Origin of the sequence: Paraburkholderia sp. IMGN_8 (assembly GCF_038050405.1) — a bacterium.
Taxonomy (GTDB): Bacteria; Pseudomonadota; Gammaproteobacteria; order Burkholderiales; family Burkholderiaceae; genus Paraburkholderia.
This window is the reverse complement of record NZ_CP150901.1, coordinates 2,380,587-2,397,413: the sequence shown is the minus strand read 5'-3', so window position 1 is coordinate 2,397,413 and position 16,827 is coordinate 2,380,587. Positions and strand designations below refer to the sequence as shown.

The window sequence follows — 16,827 nt, the reverse complement described above, 5'->3', positions numbered from 1 at the left end:
GGTCGACGTGAACAACATTACAAACGCGCAAACCGCAGACACTCAAGACCACCCAGGCCGCAACCATGCGGCCCCCGCCAAGGCGATGCCCGCCTATGAGCAGATCAAACGCTACGTGCTCAAACGCATCAGTGAAGGGGAATGGAAACCGGGCGGGCTGATCCCGTCCGAAACGGAACTGGTCAAGGAATTCGGCGTTGCGCGCATGACAGTGTCGCGCGCGTTGCGCGAGCTGACCACCGAACGCGTGCTGACGCGCGTGCAGGGTTCAGGCACCTTCGTCGCGCCGCAACGCTACGAATCAACGGTACTGGAAATCCGCAATATCGCTGACGAAATCGCGGCACGCGGGCATCGTCACTCGGCGCGCGTGCTGACGCTCGAAACCAGCGACGACCCGCAGGCGCTCGACTCACTTGGTCTCGCCGAGGGCCCGGCATTTCACTCGTGCATCGTGCACAGCGAAGAAGGCGAGCCGATCCAGTATGAGGATCGCTACGTCAATCCAAAGGTCTTCCCCGACTATCTGCAACAGGATTTCACCGTCGAGACGCCGAATCACTACATGGTGCGTCTCGCGCCGATTCAGCGCGCGGAGTTTCGCATCTATGCGCAGAAGCCCGATGCGTATGTGCGACGGCATCTGATGATGGAGATCGGCGAGCCGTGCTTGCAGCTATGGCGCCGGACTTGGGTGGGTGAAGCGGTCGCGACCTCGGTGCAGTTGTGGCATCCGGCGTCGCGTTTTCATCTGGCGGGGAACGTTTAACGAACGCGTGCGGCGCGTTTGCGCGGCTAGCCTTGCCGTTGCGACATATCCGGCGAGAAACGGCAACCCAGCCGATACCGCGAGCCCGGATGCACGAAACGCGCGAACGTCACCGCGACGCCGCTCGTCCAGGTGCGGCGCATGAGCGTCAGGCACGGTTCCTCGGCACGAATCTCCAGCAACTCGGCTTCGGCGCGCGTCGGCAAACCCGCATCGACGACATGCTCGACGTCATGCGCCGGCACGATATCGTACAGATACTCCGACGGCCGGATCGATGCGAAATCCTGCTGCAGAAAATCCGGCGCGATCGCCGGATTGACGTAGCGGTCTTCCAGTTGCACCGGCAAGCCGTTCTCGCGATGCACGCAGATCACGTGAAATACGGAAGCACCCGGCGCGAGGCCTAACGCGTTCGACACCGTCACCGGCGCGGTTTCGCGTTGCGCCAGCACGGTGTCGTAGCTGTATTCATGGCCGCGCGAGCGGATCTCGTCGCCGATATGGGCGATCATCAGCAACGTCGATTGCGGCTTGGTTTGCGCGACGAAGGTGCCGACGCCGGATACGCGTGTGACGAGGCCTTCGTCGGCGAGCTCGCGCAGCGCGCGATTGACCGTCATGCGCGACACGCCCAGCGTCGCCACCAGGTCGAGTTCGGAAGGCAGACGGTCGCCCGCTTGCCGCGCACCCGAGTCGATGATCTGGCGAATATGGCTTTTGACCTGCTCGTAGCGCGCGGCCGGCGCATCGGATGCCATGCGCGCGGTTTTCATCGCCGCGGCAGGAAGCGGCTTGTCGTGAGCTTTGCTGCGAACTGTGGCGGACATCGGCGGCCCTCGCGCTACTGTCCGTGCGAGGCGGTGGCCAACACGAGCGCGCTCATACCGGCTCCGCCTCGTCGGGACCGCGCGCCCAGAAGGCGTTGCGGTCGAAGTAGTTTTGCAGGAACTGCCGCAAGCGCGGCTGCCCGGCATCGTGAAAGACTTCGCGCGGCTTTCCCTGGACGGCGATGCGCCCCTGGTCGATGAACATGACCTTGTCGGCGACTTGCGCGGCAAAGCCCATTTCGTGTGTCACCACCGCCATCGTCATGCCGTCGCGCGCGAGTTGTTTCATCACTTGCAGCACTTCGCCGACCAGTTCCGGATCGAGCGCCGAGGTCGGCTCGTCGAACAGCATGATGTGCGGCTCCATCGCCAGCGCGCGTGCAATCGCGACGCGCTGCTGCTGGCCACCCGAGAGTTTCGAAGGATACGCATCGCCCTTGTGCGCGAGGCCGACCGTTTCCAGCATCGCGTTGGCGCGGCGGCGCGCTTCGTCGCGCGATAGATGACGCACGCGCAGCAGCGCTTCCATCACGTTGCCGAGCGCCGTCATGTGCGGCCATAGATTGAACTGTTGAAACACCATGCCGACGTTGCGCCGCACGCGATTGATTTCGCCTTGCGACGCCCGCATGCGTTTGCCGTTGCGCTCGCTATAGCCGAGCAGTTCGCCTTCGATGCGCACGTCGCCCTGATCGTAGGTTTCGAGCGCGGCGAGGCAGCGCAGCAGCGTACTCTTACCCGAGCCCGACGGTCCGATAATGCAGACCACTTCGGAACGGGCGATCTCGAGATCCACACCGCGCAGCACTTCGACTTCGCCAAAGCGTTTGCGCAAGTCGCGCACTTCGATCAGCGGCGTGCCGGGTGGCGTATCGGCGGCAGCGGTGGACGCGGAGGAGGGCATGTCGGCGATGGCGTTCATAGGGTGGTCCAAGTTCCGTTCATGCCATGAAGCGCGCGATGCGGGCTTCGGCCCACATGCCGGCGCGCGAAGTCAGCTCGACCAGCGCCAGATAGCACACGCACAGCGCCAGCAGCGTTTCGACGAAAGCGAAGGTAGCCGAGCCGATGCCGGTCAGCACGAACGTGAGCTCGGGCACGGTGACGATCGACAGCACCGCGGTTTCCTTGCTCAGCACGATAATCAGATTGGTCAGCGCCGGCACGATCAGCACCAGCATTTGCGGCACCTGGATGCGCAGTACGGCTTGCCAGCGCGTGAGTCCGAGGCAGGACGCCGCCTCGAGATGTCCCGGCGGCACCGATTGGAAACCGGAGCGGAATGCTTCGGCGAAATACGCGCTGCCGTACAGGCCGAGGCCGAGCACGCCGGCCGTCATCGGTTCGAGCGTGAGACCGATTGAAGGGCCGCCGTAGTACAGCAAAAACAGTTGCACCAGAAACGGCGTGCCGCGAAATGCTTCAATATAGAAGCGTAGCGCGCCGCGCACCCAGCGTCCGCAAAAGAGTTGCAGCACGGCGATCAGAAAGCCGATCAGAATGCCGATCGCGACGCCCGCGATCCACGTGCCGAGCGTCGTCGCGAGACCGGCGGCGATCGGTTGAAGATTGTGCGTGATGACGGTGGGGTCGAACTTTTGCATGGCTTGGCGTCAACGTCCGGCTTGGGCTCAGGCGTGCTGCAAACGATATTCGGCGGCATGCGCAACGAGCGCGAGCGCACCGCAGATCACGAAGTAAATCAGCCCCGCAGCAAGGTACGCTTCGAGCGGTCGATAAGTACTGGCCGCGATGTTCTGCGCGGTGCGGGTCAACTCGGCCACACCCACCACCGAGATCAACGACGAAGCCTTGATCAGCAGCACCATTTCATTGACGAGCGACGGCAGCGTCAGACGAAACGCCTGCGGGACCAGAATCCGCCGCAGCATATCGAACGGTGAAAGCCCCAGCATGCGAGCGGCTTCGATATGACCCGGCGGGATGCTGAGAAAACCGCCGCGCAGAATCTCGGCGATGTATGACGCGGAACATAGCGACACGGCGCTGATCGCCGCGACGACCGGCGACACATTGATCCCGGCGAACGGCAGCAGGTAATACACAAGCAGCAGTTGCACCAGCATCGGCACGCCGCGAAAGAAGAACACGTAGGCGCCGCCGAACATGCGCGCCGCGCGGTTCGCGGAAAGCCGCGCCGCGCACACGCCGATCGCGACGAAGAAGCCGATCACGAGGCCCGTCAGCGAAATGCCGATGGTGGCGAGCGCCGCGTGCAATAGCAGCGGCAAGCCCTGGGCGAAGACGGTTGTGCTGAACATAAGCGTCGCACTCGCTAGAACGGGGAGGGCGATGCGGCTCGTCAGGAAGCCCGCATCGCATACGTCAAATCGCGTGCATCAGGACATCAGGTCATCAATAGTTCGGCGTGGGCATCGTGGTTGGTGCATCCATCGCGACGCCGAACCATTTCTTCTGCAAGGTCGCGAGACGTCCGTCGTTGTGCATTTTCACGAGCGCGGCGTTGAAGGCATCGGCAAGCGGTTTACTGTCAGCGTCTTTACGCAGGCAGTAGGCAAAGTACACTTTCGCGCCGAACGGCGGCTGCACGACCGCGAAAGTTTCCGGACGCTGCTTGGCGACATAGGCGATGTTGGTCATCGAGTTCGCGACTGCCGCAATGCGGCCGGCGGCCAGATCGGCATAGGCCTGATTGTTGTCAACGTATTCGCGGATTTCAGGCGGCTTCGGCAAGGTGGCGGCGTAGCTCTTCAGCTGGTCGAGTTGCGCCGAGCCTTTGCCCGCGCCGACCGTCTTGCCGGCGATGTCCGACGATTGCTTGACCGACGTATCGTTCGCGCGCTTGAGCAGCGCGTCGGTGGCGTCCGCGATTGGCAGCGTGTATGTGTAGCGCTCCATGCGCGCCTTCGTCACCGTCAGCGGGCCGCCGACCATATCGAACTTGCCCGCTTCGAGACCCGGCAGCACGCTCGGCCACGGCAAGTCGATGAAGCGCACCTTCACGCCCATTTCCTTGCCGACCTCGGCGAACAGATCCTTGTTGAAGCCCGCTTGCTGGCCGTTTTCGAGGAAGTCGAAGGGCGCGAATTGCATCTCGGTGCCGACGACCAGTTCGCCGGCTTTCTTCACTTTGGCGAGCTGGTCTTCCGCGTGGGCGCTGACGCTTGCCGCGCACAACGCCAGCATGACCAAACGACACTTCCAGCCTGCAAGGATGCTCATGGGATTCTCCGGTTGGCAAAGCGGTGTCGCGCGCAAGCGGCTCATAAGACGGGCTCGGCGCGAGTCATGCGATGCAGTATATACCGCAGTTTTCCTGCGAAATAAATAAACACGCGAGTAGAGAAAAGCCCTTACGTGAAGCGTTGCGACGTTACTTGCGAGCGTGCTTTTGGCGGTATATACAACTGGGATGCAGGAGGCGTGCGCCGCTGTGACGAGTTTATTGAGCGTGATTGGCGGGCCTCTTTTGTCAGTTGAATAGGCCGGCCCTTCAGGGACTTTCAGGGAGCTAAGCGATGCCCGTGACCCGTATTCCGATCATCGACCTCGCCGGCGTTCGCGCCGGCGATCCGCAAGCTTTGCAGCGCGTGGCCCATGAAATCCGCGAAGCGTGCACGACGATCGGCTTTTTCTACATCGTCAATCACGGCGTGCCGCAAGCTTCGATCGATGCGGCCGAGCAGGCGGCGCGCACATTCTTCGCGTTTCCTGTAGAGACCAAGCGGCGTGCGGCGGTGAATCAAAGGCATCGCGGTTTCAACGCGCTCGGCGACGCGACCATGTATCAGGCGAAGCGTCCCGACTACAAGGAGTTCTTCAGCATCGGGCTGGAGTTGCCGGAGGACGATCCCGATGTGCTCGCCGGCCAGGCGCTGCGCGGGCCGAACAACTGGCCGGACTTCATGCCTGAATTGCGTCCCGCGCTCTATGGCTATTACGAAGCGGTGGCGACATGCGGCGCCGATCTGCTGCGGGCGGTGGCGGTGAGCCTGGGCGTCGGCGAGCATTTCTTCGCGCCACGCTACACGAAGCGGATGCAGCGCACGCAGATGGTCTACTATCCGCCGCAGCCGCCCCAATCGGACGCCGATCAGTTCGGCGTCGCGCCGCATACCGACTACGGCTGCATCACGTTGTTGTGGCAGGATCAGGTGGGCGGCTTGCAGGTGCGCGAAATCGCCAACGATACGTGGGTCGAGGCGCCGCCGATCGAAGGCAGCTTCGTGGTGAACGTCGGCGATCTGCTGGCGCGCTGGACCAACGACCGGTTCCGCTCGACGCTGCATCGCGTGATCAATGCATCGGGGCGCGAGCGCTATTCGATCGCGACGTTCTATGATCCGACTTACGGCGCGACGGTCGATCCGCGCGAACTCGGTACGAGCGACGCCGACCTCAAGTATCAACCGGTCGCCGCGGGCGACTACATCCTCGGACGCATCAACGATTCGATGGGTTATCGGAAGAAGGCAGCACAGGAACCGACTGCATGACAGATAAAAACCCAGCACCGCTTTGCGCGACGCTCGACGCGTTGCGCGCCGCGCTAGGTGACGACGCGGTGCGAGTCGGCGAGCAGATCGGCGAACGCGCGATGACCGACTGGACGCGCCACGATCCGACGCGCCCCGCAGCGCTCGTCTTGCCGCGCAGCACGGAAGAGGTCTCGCGCGCGCTGGCCATCTGCCACGCAGCGCATCAACCCGTGGTGCCGCAGGGCGGCATGACCGGCCTCGCCGGCGGCGCGATCGCACGCGCCGCCGATATCGCGCTGTCGCTCGAACGTTTAAGCGGTATCGAAGAAATCGATGTCGCCTCGGCCACGCTGACGGTGCGCGCCGGCACCACCTTGCAAACCGCGCAGGAAGCCGCCGCGGAGGCGGGCTTCGAACTCGCGCTCGATCTGGGCGCGCGCGGCTCGTGCCAGATCGGCGGCAATCTGGCCACCAACGCGGGCGGCAATCGCGTGATCCAGTCGGGCACCGCGCGCGATCAGGTGCTCGGGCTGGAAGTCGTGCTGGCGAACGGCGACGTGCTGACGTCGTTGGGCAAGATGGTCAAGAACAACACCGGCTACGACCTGAAACACTGGTTCATCGGTTCGGAAGGCACACTTGGCGTAATTACTCGCGCGGTGTTGCGGCTGCATCCACCACGCACGGCGCGGCACACGGCGCTGGTCGCACTCGACGATTACGATGCCGCGGTGAACCTGCTGCGCCGCTTGTCGACGCGCTTTGGCAACGACATCGGCGCGTTCGAGATCATGTGGCCGGATTTCTACGATTTCGGCGTGAAGCTGACGGGCGCGCGTTCGCCGTTCGCAGACGTACACCCGCTTTATGCACTGATCGAACACGCGAGCTTCGACGTTAGAGACGACGGCGAACGCTTCTCCGCCGCGCTGACCGAAGCGCTCGACGCGCAGGTGATGCGCGACGCCGTGATCGCGCAATCGGTCGCCGACGTACGGGCCTTATGGGCGATTCGCGAATGCACCGCGGAGTTTCCGGTGCGGCTGGACGCGATCAACTTCGATGTGAGCTTGCCGATCGGCGAGATCGGCGCATTCGTCGACCGTTGCCGCGCGGCGCTCGATCAGCGCTGGCCGGGCAACGAATCGTATTTCTTCGGCCATATCGGCGATTCGAATCTGCATGTCACTGTCGACGGCCATTCGATACCGGGCGTCGAGCATCACGCGGTCTATGCGTTCGTCTACGAGATGCTCGGGCCGCTCAATGGTTCGGTGTCGGCGGAACACGGGATCGGTTTGCTCAAGCGTGAGTTCTTGCCGATCTCGCGTTCGCCCGCCGAGCTGGCCGCAATGGCCGCGATCAAACATGCACTGGACCCGCACGGTATCCTGAATCCGGGCAAGCTGTTCTGAGCGGGGCGTGCGCGCCTGGCTCAATGCGCATCCAGATACCTCGCGATCACCGGATAAACATCCACTGCCGCGTTCTTGCCGAATATGCAGTCGATGTGCCCGTAGCCGGGAATCACATGCCGCTCATACGGCTGCTCAGGGAAACGCTCGACCAGAATGTCATAGGTAATCTGGGTGCTTTTCGGCAAATAGGTTTCGTTTTTATCGCCATGGATGAAACCGATCGGCAGGCGCATGCCCTCGAGTCCCTTCATGCCGTTCATCCCCCCGAGGTAGACGTCTTTCCCGGCGGCGTCGACAACCTTGCCCGCCCGCACCATGGCGGCCAGATGCTTGAACACCTCGACGTCATGCACGCCGAGCAGTTCCTGCAGATTCGAATGAAGCGTCTCGCTCAACTGTTCGTGTTCGTATAGCAAGCCGTAAAGGAAGGTCGCACGATGACAGATGGGATTGCCGCAGCCCTGTTTATGATTGAGCGGGTAGAACTTCAACGCTTCATCGAGCAGGTTGTGGGGCCACTTCTCGTGCTGCGTATACGCGGTCAGGTCGAGCACGCCGAGATGCTCCATGATGTCAGGTATATGCAGGCCGCACTTGATGCGTTCCAGCGTGCCCGGCACCGGATGCGCCGATACTTGCGAGATGACCGCCGAGCGCACGCCCTCGAGGCCGTACAGCAACGACATGCTCAATGCCAGCCCACCCATGCAGTGGCCCAGCACCTGAATTTTTGGCGCGCCGGTCAACTCGCGCACTTTCGCGACGGCGGCCGGAATGTCCTCGCGAGCGACCTTGTCCACGTTGGTCGGCACCAGCACGCTCGGCATTTCGATGCTGACGCGCAGATCGACGAGCCACACGTCGTAGCCGGCCGCGCAGAGATATTCCACCAGGTTGGTCGCGACCAGATCGGTGGAATAGATCCGGCTCGAGACACCCGAGCCGTGGATCAGCAGCAACGGACGCGCCGCTTTGTTGGCGCTGTCGACGTAGCGCGTGAGCCGCAGTTGCGTCTTGTCAGGCGTGTCGAAAAAGAAGACTTGCGGCGCCGGCGCGCGCAGTGCCCGCTTCAAACGCGGTGACATCTTCGAGTCAAAAAACTGCAGGGGCGCGGCCACACCGCCGTATTCGGTAAACAGCACGCCCGCGAAAAACTTGCCGAACTTCAAGGTCCATTCGAGGCGGGTCTTCAGGTCAGGTGCGTTCGTGACTTCCAGCGTGCGCTGCTGTTTGAGGAAGTTCTCCGGCGTGATGATCAGCGTCGCTTTGCCGAGCGCCGGCGCATCGGCTTGCGGCGACTCGCGAATCTCGGCGTATAACGTGTTGGTCTGTTCCCACAGATTGATCGGCGACGTGCGCGTGATGATCTTTCGCCCAGTCAGGTAGTACGTCTTGCCTTCGGTGGCATTGAGCGTCATGCGATAGTTCATGTCACGCTGATCCACGTCCGATTGATCGACGACAAAAAGGTTGAATGTGCCGTCGGCGATCGTCATGGGTTGCGCGGAAAGCGCGGGGCAGGTCAGCGTGCCGGCCGTGCGCGCCTCGTGTTGCGGATTGTTCAGCATGTCGGCCAGATCGTCCGATTCGACGGTCAACGTGAACTGGATCGGGCTCGTAGCAACTGCGCCGCCCGCGACCGTCGGCGTATACGTGCCGACCATCGTTTCAGTGAAACGCAAACCGATTGCCCTGGGCGGCGGCGTGGCGGCATCCCCCTTGGACTCATAGTCGATGTGCCAGTCGTGCGACGCCGCGAGCAACGCGCAATTGCGCTCGGCAAGCGCCGAGATCGTCAGCAGCGGATTGACCCCGAGCGACATCGGCATCACCGCGCCGTCCATCACATACAGGCCTTCGTGCACCGCCTTGCCCGCGTTGCCGCTGAACACGCGGCCCGCGTGATCGACCACGCCGTGCTCCGCGTCTTCGCCCATCCCGCAACCGCCGAGCGGATGCACGGTGACGACGCGGTTGCCGGCCATATCGGCGGAAATCGGATTGCGCAGGAATTCGCCGCCGAGCGGGGCTGTCGAGTCGATGAGCGTCTTTTCGACCGTCTCGAAGATCGGTTGCTTGCCGGCGTTCGGCCAATGGATGCGCGGACTGCCTTTTTCATCCACGCGAATCTGGCCGCTCTCGTCGTCATGCGCCATCACGAGGTAAGTTTGCGAGTGGTTGAGCGCGCCGTGGTAGGGCCCGCGCAGGAGACTCTCGATCACGCGCGCGGGCGCGCCGAGCGGTTCGTCCGCTGGCCGCGGCGCGGGAATGTCCACGCCTTCGAGCGGCGCGGCGCCGCCGAGCACGCCGATCATCGCCACACCGATCGGTCCGGCGAGCGAGCCTTCTTCGATCACGAAGCCGTCTTTTACGTCTTCAGTGTTGCGATGGTCGATGATGCCGGTGATGGTCGGCCCGACTGGCGCAATCTCGCCCGCCGTGTGCGCGCCCCAGCCGACGCCGTTGATCACCTGGTTGGTGTTGTAGGCGAAGGCGAGTACGTCGCCGTTACCGGTGAAGTGTTCGCCGAGTTGTTTCGACACCGGCAGCCCGGCCTTGCTGGAGCGCAGCAGGAGCGCCGTGGAACCGATGGTGCCGGCCGCCACGATCACGATATCGGCGCTGATGAACAGATCGGGCGCGCCATAGCTTTCGCGGCCGAGACTGACCAGTTGATAGTTCACGATCCATTTCTGCGTGTCTTTGTCGCGCACCACCGAATGCACCGCAGCGCCCGTGAAAATCTGTGCGCCGTGCGCGACCGCATCGGGCAGATAGTTCATGTGGGTCGAATTCTTCGCGTCGTAGTTGCAGCCGGAATTGCAATCGCCGCAGCCGACGCAGCGGTTCTGATCGACGCCCGCTGCGTTCTTGCCGGTCTTGAAGGTAACGGTGATCGGCGGCCGGTAGAAGCGGTCCTGCATACCGAGCGCTTGCGCCGATTGTTCGAGCGCCTGCAGTTTCGGTAGCTGCGGATAATCGTCGGGCACCGGCGACGGCTGCAGCATCTCGCGGGCAAGCTTGTAGCCGGTGTCGCGACCCGCCTTGTCGCCGCGCAGCGCGGCCGGCCAGCGCGGATCGTCCCACAGACGCGGATCGGCTTCGAGCGCGACGTTCGCGTTGATCAGCGAAGTGCCGCCCAGCCCGCAGCCAACCACCGCATTCACCTCGGAATTCACGTGCACTTCGAGCAGCGCGAGCGGCGAGCCGATCTGCGCGAGACTGGTGTTGTATTGCACCTGCGCGGCGCCTTCGAGCGGCGTGCGCGGAAATTCGCCGGCCATGAATTCCCGCCCGCGCTCCAGCACGCACACCTGACGCCCGGCGCGCGCCATGCGGCTGGCGGCAATCGAGCCGCCATAACCCGAACCCACGACCACGACTTCGTAATGCGGCTGCAGCGCCGTCATGGCGCTCGATAAGCGATTCATCACGACCACCTCGTCAGGAGTTGGAGCCGGGTGGGGGAGCCCGGAGTTCGGAAAGAAGACGGTGCGCGGCCGCCGGTTTTTTATCGTAGGCGGTGCGCAACGACAAAAAAAGGCGCATGGTACGTGGCGCGCACGCCATATGTGCTGCTTCTACTGTGTTCAGGAAAGCCGGCGACCGGACGGAGCCGTTTGTTCAGGTGCAATTAGGCTGCTACTTCATTCATTTCGCTGTCGCTCGATTCGGCGGCGAGCAGGTTCAACACGAGCAGAATCGCCGCGCGATTGTCGAGGTCGATCTCGATGCCGAGCACGTCGGTGAGCCAGCGGCCGATCTTGGTGTTGGAAAAATCGGCGGCATTGGCCGTCTTTTTCATGGTGACGCCGAGTTTGACTGCGCGATAGTGATATGAGGGCACACGATGCTGAGCCGCGACCGCCGACAGACCGCCTTTACCCTCCGAGCACCAGCCGAGGCTGCCGGCCAGCACAATGCGCTCCGGTTCGTCGAGGCTTTCGATAAAGGCGCGCGCCGCGCACCGCACGCGCTGTTCGTCGAGGCCGTACTGCAACAGCACGCTTTCGACCGGGTCTTCCAGCGCATGCGCGTGCAGATCGATTTCCTGCACCATGCCTTCGTTTTCCATCGATACGTTGCGCTGGTGGCCCGCGCTACGCAGGCAGTCGATCAGATAGCGGCGAAAGTACGCGCACAGTGCGTAGCCGTTGGACGGCGCGCTGTCGGCGCAGGCATGGGTTTCCGTGTGGCCAGGCGCGAGACGCAGCACCTTCGAGTAGATGAACTGCGCGACCAGCTCTTCCTTGTCTTCGCCGAGCGCCTGCAATTCGAGCGGGTGATAGGTCCGCAGCGCCCGCCTGACCAGCTCGACCATCGACACCATTTCATCGGCGGACAGCTGGGTACGCCGGCGCCACAGGTCGGGCAGGATCGCATCGTCGAGATTGCGGACGAACTCGTGGCTCGGAACTGCGCCCATGAAAGCCTCCATAAGGGGTAAGGCAAGGAGCGCGGTGAGCCTGAACTGCAGGCGGGCAAAGGGTGGTTGAAGACTTGAAGCCGCGCTGGAATGTGAAACCAGTATGGTTTCCGGCGACGGCTTCGCCTATATGGATTAAGTGGTAGCTGATGGGTAAACTGCTGGGTAAACCATCTCAAAAACGAATTCAAAAGAGCGCTTGCCGGGCCGTCTTACCCGTTGTCGCGCGCGGTGCGCTGCACCAAAACGCTGCGCGCACGCAAACGAACCATGCCGCACCTGTGCGCAGCACCCCCGGCCCGCGACGCCTGCTTCGCGGCTGACTCTTCGCGCTACGCCATCGAATTTGCCGTGCCCGACAGCAACCATCTTGCATGGGACCGGAGTAAGTGCTTTGCATGGGACCAGAGTAACGCGCTATGGGGCTGGAGTAAGCGCTAAAGCGCTAACTCCAGCCGACACGCGAACTCTGGCCGACAGCTAAAGCGCTAACTCCGGTCGACAAAGGAGACCACACGATGCGGGCCGACCCTATGCAGCATGCGATCGACGAAGACCTGGTGCGGGTGCTGTACGCCCAGGACCCGATCGCGTTCTTTTCGCACTGGTTTTCGATCGCCGTTCTGGTGGCGATCTACTGGCCGAAGCCACCGTCGCCGACGCTGTTCATCGCGTGCTTCGGGTTCTATGCCGCGGCCAATTGCGCCGGCCTCGCGCTGTGGATCTGCAATCGCCGCTATCCGAACCTCGTGAGCCCGCGCGCGTGGATCAATCTGCATGCATTGCGCGGCATGCTGCTGTACAGCGCGCCGGGCGTCGCGGTCTGGTTCGCGTTCCAGAGCCCGCAAACCGACTTGCCGCTGCTGCATACCGTGATGATGGTCACGTTGGCGGCGGGCGTGTTCATGGCGAACGGCTTCGATCTGCTGAACTTTTCGACCTCGATTCCCTTCCTGCTGTTGCCGTCGATCGTGTTGCATTTCGGCTCGCATACGTTCGACCGCACGATTCTCGCGATCGTCCTCGCGTTTTTCTTCTGTGCGATCAACGTCTATGCGTTGAGTTATCGCAAGCTGTTCCAGCGTGTCGTGCACGCGCGGGTGGATCAGCAATATCTGGCGGAGTCGCTGGCCGCGCAAAAGCGTGTCGCCGAAGAAGCCAGTCTCGCCAAGACGCGTTTTTTTGCCGCCGCGAGCCACGATTTGCGCCAGCCGCTGCACGCGATCGGTCTGCTGGCGGCCTCGCTCAACGATGCGGCGGCGACGCCCGTGCAGCACGCGAGGACCGCCGAGCACATCGTCTATAACGTCGAGGCGCTGAACCAGTTGTTCAATCAGGTGCTCGATCTGGCCCGGCTCGAAAGCGGCGTGACCCAGGTGCTTCGTCTGCATTTCCGGCTCTCCGAACTGTTCGAGCGGGTCGGCAGCCAGTATCGGCCACAGGCGGCGGCCAAAGGGCTGGCGCTGCGGATCGCGCCGACCACGATGGTGGTGCACGACGATCCGGTGCTGCTCGAACGCGTGTTGAGCAATCTGCTCTCGAATGCGGTGCGCTATACCGAGGAAGGCGCGATCTGGATGGGCTTGCGCCGCTCGGGGCAGCCTTCGGGCGGCTATATCGAGGTGCGCGATTCGGGCATCGGCATCCCGCCCGAAGAACATGAGCGCATTTTCGAGGAGTTCTATCAGGTGGCCAATCCACAGCGCGACGCGCGCCAGGGGCACGGCCTGGGATTGCCGACGGTGAAGCGGCTGGTCGGTTTGCTCGGCGGCGAATTGCAGGTGCGCTCGGCGCCGGGCCGTGGCTCGGTGTTCCGCTTTCCCGTGCGGGCGGGCGAGGCCGGCGGGATTGTCGCGAGCCTGAACGAAGCGGTGGCGGGCGGCCCATCGGCGCAAGGGCGGCGCGTGCTGTGCATCGACGACGACCCGTCGATTCTCGAAGGCATCGCCAGTCTGCTGGCGCGCTGGGGTTGCAGCGTGCGCGGCGCACGCGACGAAGCCGACGCGCTCAGGGCGCTTGGCGACGGCTTCGTGCCGGATGCCGTGTTATGCGATTACCAGTTGGCGAACCATCGGACCGGCGCGCAGGCGCTCACGGCAGTGCGCAATGTGCTCGCGCATGGCGGTCACGAAGGCGTGGTGACGCTGCTGATCACCGGCGATATGGCGTCGGCGGAACTTGCGGCGCTGGCCTTGCAGGGGATTCCGGTGCTGCACAAGCCGGTCACGCCGGCGCGCTTGCGGCGCACGCTGGAAATGCTGTGGCAACAGGCCGAACTGGATAAGGGGCGGGCGGCGGCCACCATAGAGCGGCGCGCCGGCGAACCGCAGAGATCGCAGAGCGGAACGAGGAGCGAAACGAGGAGCGAAACGAGGGGCGAAACGAGGAGCGAAACGAGGAGCGAGTCGGAAAGCCAGACGCAGAATCAGACGCAGAGCCAATCCCAGAGCGAGTCGCAAAAGTAGGCGGCGTGTACACCGCCTACTGCGGCAGGTGCCGCTACAGGGTTTTCCCGGCTTCCAGCCAGCCGTTGATCACGGCGATCGCCGTCGAGCGGTTGTGCACGCCCAGCGCCCGGAAGATCACCGACAGATGCACCTTGACCGTGCCTTCGGCGACCCCCAGTTCACGCGCAATCATCTTGTTGGTCCAGCCGCGATGAACCAGCCGCATGATGTCCTGCTGCCGCGGCGACAGGTTCTCCAGCAAATGCTGCTGGTGCGGCTGCAGCGTCTGGATTTGCACGATGGGTTCGGTCAGCGAGGCGCCGGCCTGGCCGGACGCCTGAGCGGACGCCTCAGCAGGCACTTCGGCATGCAAAGGCTCGGTCTGTGCCTCGCGCGAGCCCAGCAGGCTGAGCGCTTCCATCGGCACGTATGCACCGCCTGACAGCACCAGTTCGATCGCCTTGAGCATGACGCTGGCGGGCTGCCGCTTCGGCACGAAGCCGAGCGCACCGGCTGCGAGCACTGCGCGCATTTCGTCAGGCGATTCTTCGGCGGAGAGCACGACCACCGGCAACGCGGGATTCGCCTTCAACAGCACTTCCAGCGATGAGGCGCCGCTCATTCCCGGCATATGCAGATCGACGATCGCGAGATCGTGATCGGCGTCGGGCCGCGCTGCGGCGGCGAGGGTTTCCCAGGTGTCGGCCTCGTCGAATTGGGCGTCGGGATCGAGCCCGCGCAGCAGCCCCTTGACGCCTTGCCGGATCAGTTCATGGTCGTCGGCCACTAGAAACTTCATGATGTCTCCGCGAGTCGGGCCTGCGCGTTGTGGACTACCGCCGTTGTGCTGCTCGTTGTACTTCTATTGAGCCGCTCAGCTTGTGGCTGTGGTTGTGCCGACGCAGGCGCGGATGGTGCGACCCCCGTCGCACACCCGTCCGTCAGTCCGCCGCGGGTTGCGTCATGCCGCGGCGTGTGGCCCTTTCTTTGCTGCGAGCCTCCTTGACGGCGGAGGCTACTCCCTGTGAATCCCGTCATCGCTTGCTACCCCGCGATCATAAGCCGATCGGTGGTGCGGCGCGCCTTGCGGGTTGCCGCTTAAGTGACCTCTAAGTGTCTATTTGACAATTTGTACGATCGCCGGCTGGTTCGATGGACCAGCGTTCCAGGTAAGGCAGGTCTCCCGCGCATAGGTTCCGGCTTGCTACGTAGACGAGCCGCATACCCCGTTTTTTTAAGCCGTCCATGCAGGATTCCGAAGGTTATGCGCGGCGGGTGAAATCACGCCAGACAAGGATCTATTTGACAGCGAAAAGCGTCGCATTCATCAGAAGCTTGAACGCATAACCGAGCGACATCGCCGAGGCCACGCCGAAGCACCACAGCGCGATGAACCACAACCAGCCCGGCAGTTTGCGGGGAGATTGGCGAGCGGCACGGCCGCCCTTAGTGATAGTGATGTTGGTCGCCATGACGCACCTTGCCGCGAAATACCCAATAACCCATTGTCGTATAGCCGATGATGATCGGCAGAATCACCGCCGCGCCGACCAGCGTGAACATCTGGCTCGAGCGCGGCGCTGCCGCTTGCCAGAGCGTCATGCTCGATGGAATCGCATACGGCCACAAGCTCACCAGCAGCCCGAGGTAGCCGAGCAGCACCAGCACCAATGCCAGCACGAACGGCGTGTTGTGATGCCGCTCGCGCACCGCGCGATGCATGAAGAACGCGCAGATCGCCACGAGGAACGGCACCGGCAGCAGGCGGTAGAACAGGCCGTCGTCGAACCAGCGTTGCGCGATGTTCGGATCTTGCAACGGCGTCCACAGGCTGACTATCGCGATGAACCCGAGCAGCACGATCGTCAGCGGCCACACCACCCGATGCAGGCGGCGTTGCAGATCGCCTTCGGTCTTCGCGACCAGCCAGCAGCAGCCGAGCAGCGCATAGGTGACGATCAGACCCAGACCTGTCAGCAGACTGAACGGCGTGAGCCAGCCGAAGGCGTCGCCGGCATAGGCGCCGTCGACCACTGGAATGCCTTGCAGGAATGCGCCCAGCACGACGCCCTGAAAGAACGCCGCACCCGCCGAGCCGCCGATGAACGCCAGGTCCCATATATGCTTCGTGCGGTTGGCCTTGGCGCGAATCTCGAACGACACGCCGCGAAAGATCAGGCACGCGAGCATGAAGATCAGCGGCAGATAGAGCGCGGACAACACGGTCGAATACACGACCGGAAACACCGCGAATAGCCCCGCGCCGCCGAGCACCAGCCAGGTTTCGTTGCCGTCCCACACCGGCGCGACGGTGTTCATCATCAGGTCGCGTTCCTTTTCGTCAGGGAAGAACGGAAACACGATGCCGATGCCCAGATCGAAGCCGTCGAGCACCACATACATGAACAGGCCCAGTGCGATGATCGCGGCCCACACTACGGTTACATCCATTTTCTATCTCGTCAGCAGTAGTGAAG

At 63.2% G+C, this 16,827-nt stretch carries 14 protein-coding genes; 4 read left to right on the top strand and 10 right to left on the bottom strand.

Annotated elements, in window-relative coordinates; all coding sequences use genetic code 11:
* Positions 1-85: 85 nt before the first annotated feature.
* Positions 86-769, top strand: coding sequence for a histidine utilization repressor (gene hutC / locus WN982_RS31840; RefSeq protein ID WP_341319482.1), 684 nt, complete (start codon positions 86-88; stop codon positions 767-769).
* 26 nt (positions 770-795) lie between these two features.
* Here the strand turns inward: hutC (WN982_RS31840) and hutC (WN982_RS31835) are convergent, their stop codons facing one another.
* The 5 genes from hutC (WN982_RS31835) to WN982_RS31815 all read right to left on the bottom strand — a co-directional run bounded on the left by hutC (WN982_RS31835) (position 796) and on the right by WN982_RS31815 (position 4,803).
* Positions 796-1,599, bottom strand: coding sequence for a histidine utilization repressor (gene hutC, locus WN982_RS31835; protein ID WP_341316011.1), 804 nt, complete (start codon positions 1,597-1,599; stop codon positions 796-798).
* 52 nt (positions 1,600-1,651) lie between these two features.
* The gene (locus WN982_RS31830) at positions 1,652-2,521 is read right to left on the bottom strand and encodes an amino acid ABC transporter ATP-binding protein (protein WP_341316010.1); all 870 of its coding nucleotides are present in this window, start codon (positions 2,519-2,521) and stop codon (positions 1,652-1,654) included.
* Positions 2,522-2,540: 19 nt separating this feature from the next.
* Entirely contained in the window at positions 2,541-3,203 is a 663-nt protein-coding gene (locus WN982_RS31825) for an amino acid ABC transporter permease (protein WP_341316009.1), read from the bottom strand.
* Between the two features lie 27 nt (positions 3,204-3,230).
* Positions 3,231-3,881, bottom strand: coding sequence for an amino acid ABC transporter permease (locus WN982_RS31820; protein ID WP_341316008.1), 651 nt, complete (start codon positions 3,879-3,881; stop codon positions 3,231-3,233).
* Positions 3,882-3,975: 94 nt separating this feature from the next.
* Entirely contained in the window at positions 3,976-4,803 is an 828-nt protein-coding gene (locus WN982_RS31815; RefSeq protein ID WP_341316007.1) for a transporter substrate-binding domain-containing protein, read from the bottom strand.
* Positions 4,804-5,099: 296 nt separating this feature from the next.
* Between WN982_RS31815 and WN982_RS31810 the strand changes: the two genes are divergently transcribed.
* Together WN982_RS31810 and WN982_RS31805 are read left to right on the top strand one after the other, a co-directional pair.
* Complete coding sequence (locus WN982_RS31810) at positions 5,100-6,077, top strand: 2-oxoglutarate and iron-dependent oxygenase domain-containing protein (protein WP_341316006.1); 978 nt, start codon at positions 5,100-5,102, stop codon at positions 6,075-6,077.
* Complete coding sequence (locus tag WN982_RS31805) at positions 6,074-7,474, top strand: FAD-binding oxidoreductase (protein ID WP_341316005.1); 1,401 nt, start codon at positions 6,074-6,076, stop codon at positions 7,472-7,474. The genes WN982_RS31810 and WN982_RS31805 overlap by 4 nt, the downstream gene beginning before the upstream one ends.
* A 20-nt stretch (positions 7,475-7,494) precedes the next feature.
* On the opposite strand, the gene WN982_RS31800 is transcribed toward WN982_RS31805, so the two are convergent.
* Together WN982_RS31800 and WN982_RS31795 are read right to left on the bottom strand one after the other, a co-directional pair.
* A complete protein-coding gene (locus tag WN982_RS31800) occupies positions 7,495-10,908 on the bottom strand; it encodes an alpha/beta fold hydrolase (protein WP_341316004.1) in 3,414 nt (1,137 codons plus the stop codon).
* A 203-nt stretch (positions 10,909-11,111) separates the two neighbouring features.
* On the bottom strand, positions 11,112-11,903 hold the full coding sequence (locus WN982_RS31795) for a hypothetical protein (RefSeq protein ID WP_341316003.1): 792 nt from the start codon (positions 11,901-11,903) through the stop codon (positions 11,112-11,114).
* Between the two features lie 518 nt (positions 11,904-12,421).
* Here WN982_RS31795 and WN982_RS31790 point away from each other — a divergent pair.
* Positions 12,422-14,368: a hybrid sensor histidine kinase/response regulator gene (locus WN982_RS31790; protein ID WP_341316002.1), complete on the top strand. Its 1,947-nt coding sequence runs from the start codon at positions 12,422-12,424 to the stop codon at positions 14,366-14,368.
* 34 nt (positions 14,369-14,402) lie between these two features.
* On the opposite strand, the gene WN982_RS31785 is transcribed toward WN982_RS31790, so the two are convergent.
* The 3 genes from WN982_RS31785 to cydB all read right to left on the bottom strand — a co-directional run bounded on the left by WN982_RS31785 (position 14,403) and on the right by cydB (position 16,801).
* Positions 14,403-15,149 carry a response regulator transcription factor gene (locus WN982_RS31785; RefSeq protein ID WP_341316001.1) on the bottom strand — a complete coding sequence of 249 codons (747 nt, stop codon included), beginning with the start codon at positions 15,147-15,149 and terminating at the stop codon, positions 14,403-14,405.
* Positions 15,150-15,648: 499 nt separating this feature from the next.
* Positions 15,649-15,822 (bottom strand): hypothetical protein, encoded by a 174-nt coding sequence (locus WN982_RS31780; RefSeq protein ID WP_341316000.1) that lies wholly within the window; start codon positions 15,820-15,822, stop codon positions 15,649-15,651.
* Entirely contained in the window at positions 15,797-16,801 is a 1,005-nt protein-coding gene (gene cydB, locus WN982_RS31775) for a cytochrome d ubiquinol oxidase subunit II (RefSeq protein ID WP_341315999.1), read from the bottom strand. The genes WN982_RS31780 and cydB overlap by 26 nt, the downstream gene beginning before the upstream one ends.
* Between the last annotated feature and the right edge of the window lie 26 nt (positions 16,802-16,827).

Bases quoted from the DNA above. Each gene is read 5' to 3' on its own strand.
- WN982_RS31805 (WP_341316005.1), top strand. From the start codon at position 6,074: ATGACAGATAAAAACCCAGCACCGCTTTGCGCGACGCTCGACGCGTTG.
- hutC (WP_341316011.1), bottom strand. From the start codon at position 1,599: ATGTCCGCCACAGTTCGCAGCAAAGCTCACGACAAGCCGCTTCCTGCC.
- WN982_RS31780 (WP_341316000.1), bottom strand. From the start codon at position 15,822: ATGGCGACCAACATCACTATCACTAAGGGCGGCCGTGCCGCTCGCCAA.
- hutC (WP_341319482.1), top strand. From the start codon at position 86: ATGCCCGCCTATGAGCAGATCAAACGCTACGTGCTCAAACGCATCAGT.
- WN982_RS31815 (WP_341316007.1), bottom strand. From the start codon at position 4,803: ATGAGCATCCTTGCAGGCTGGAAGTGTCGTTTGGTCATGCTGGCGTTG.
- WN982_RS31785 (WP_341316001.1), bottom strand. From the start codon at position 15,149: ATGAAGTTTCTAGTGGCCGACGACCATGAACTGATCCGGCAAGGCGTC.
- WN982_RS31800 (WP_341316004.1), bottom strand. From the start codon at position 10,908: ATGAATCGCTTATCGAGCGCCATGACGGCGCTGCAGCCGCATTACGAA.
- WN982_RS31810 (WP_341316006.1), top strand. From the start codon at position 5,100: ATGCCCGTGACCCGTATTCCGATCATCGACCTCGCCGGCGTTCGCGCC.
- WN982_RS31820 (WP_341316008.1), bottom strand. From the start codon at position 3,881: ATGTTCAGCACAACCGTCTTCGCCCAGGGCTTGCCGCTGCTATTGCAC.
- WN982_RS31790 (WP_341316002.1), top strand. From the start codon at position 12,422: ATGCGGGCCGACCCTATGCAGCATGCGATCGACGAAGACCTGGTGCGG.
- cydB (WP_341315999.1), bottom strand. From the start codon at position 16,801: ATGGATGTAACCGTAGTGTGGGCCGCGATCATCGCACTGGGCCTGTTC.
- WN982_RS31795 (WP_341316003.1), bottom strand. From the start codon at position 11,903: ATGGGCGCAGTTCCGAGCCACGAGTTCGTCCGCAATCTCGACGATGCG.
- WN982_RS31825 (WP_341316009.1), bottom strand. From the start codon at position 3,203: ATGCAAAAGTTCGACCCCACCGTCATCACGCACAATCTTCAACCGATC.
- WN982_RS31830 (WP_341316010.1), bottom strand. From the start codon at position 2,521: ATGAACGCCATCGCCGACATGCCCTCCTCCGCGTCCACCGCTGCCGCC.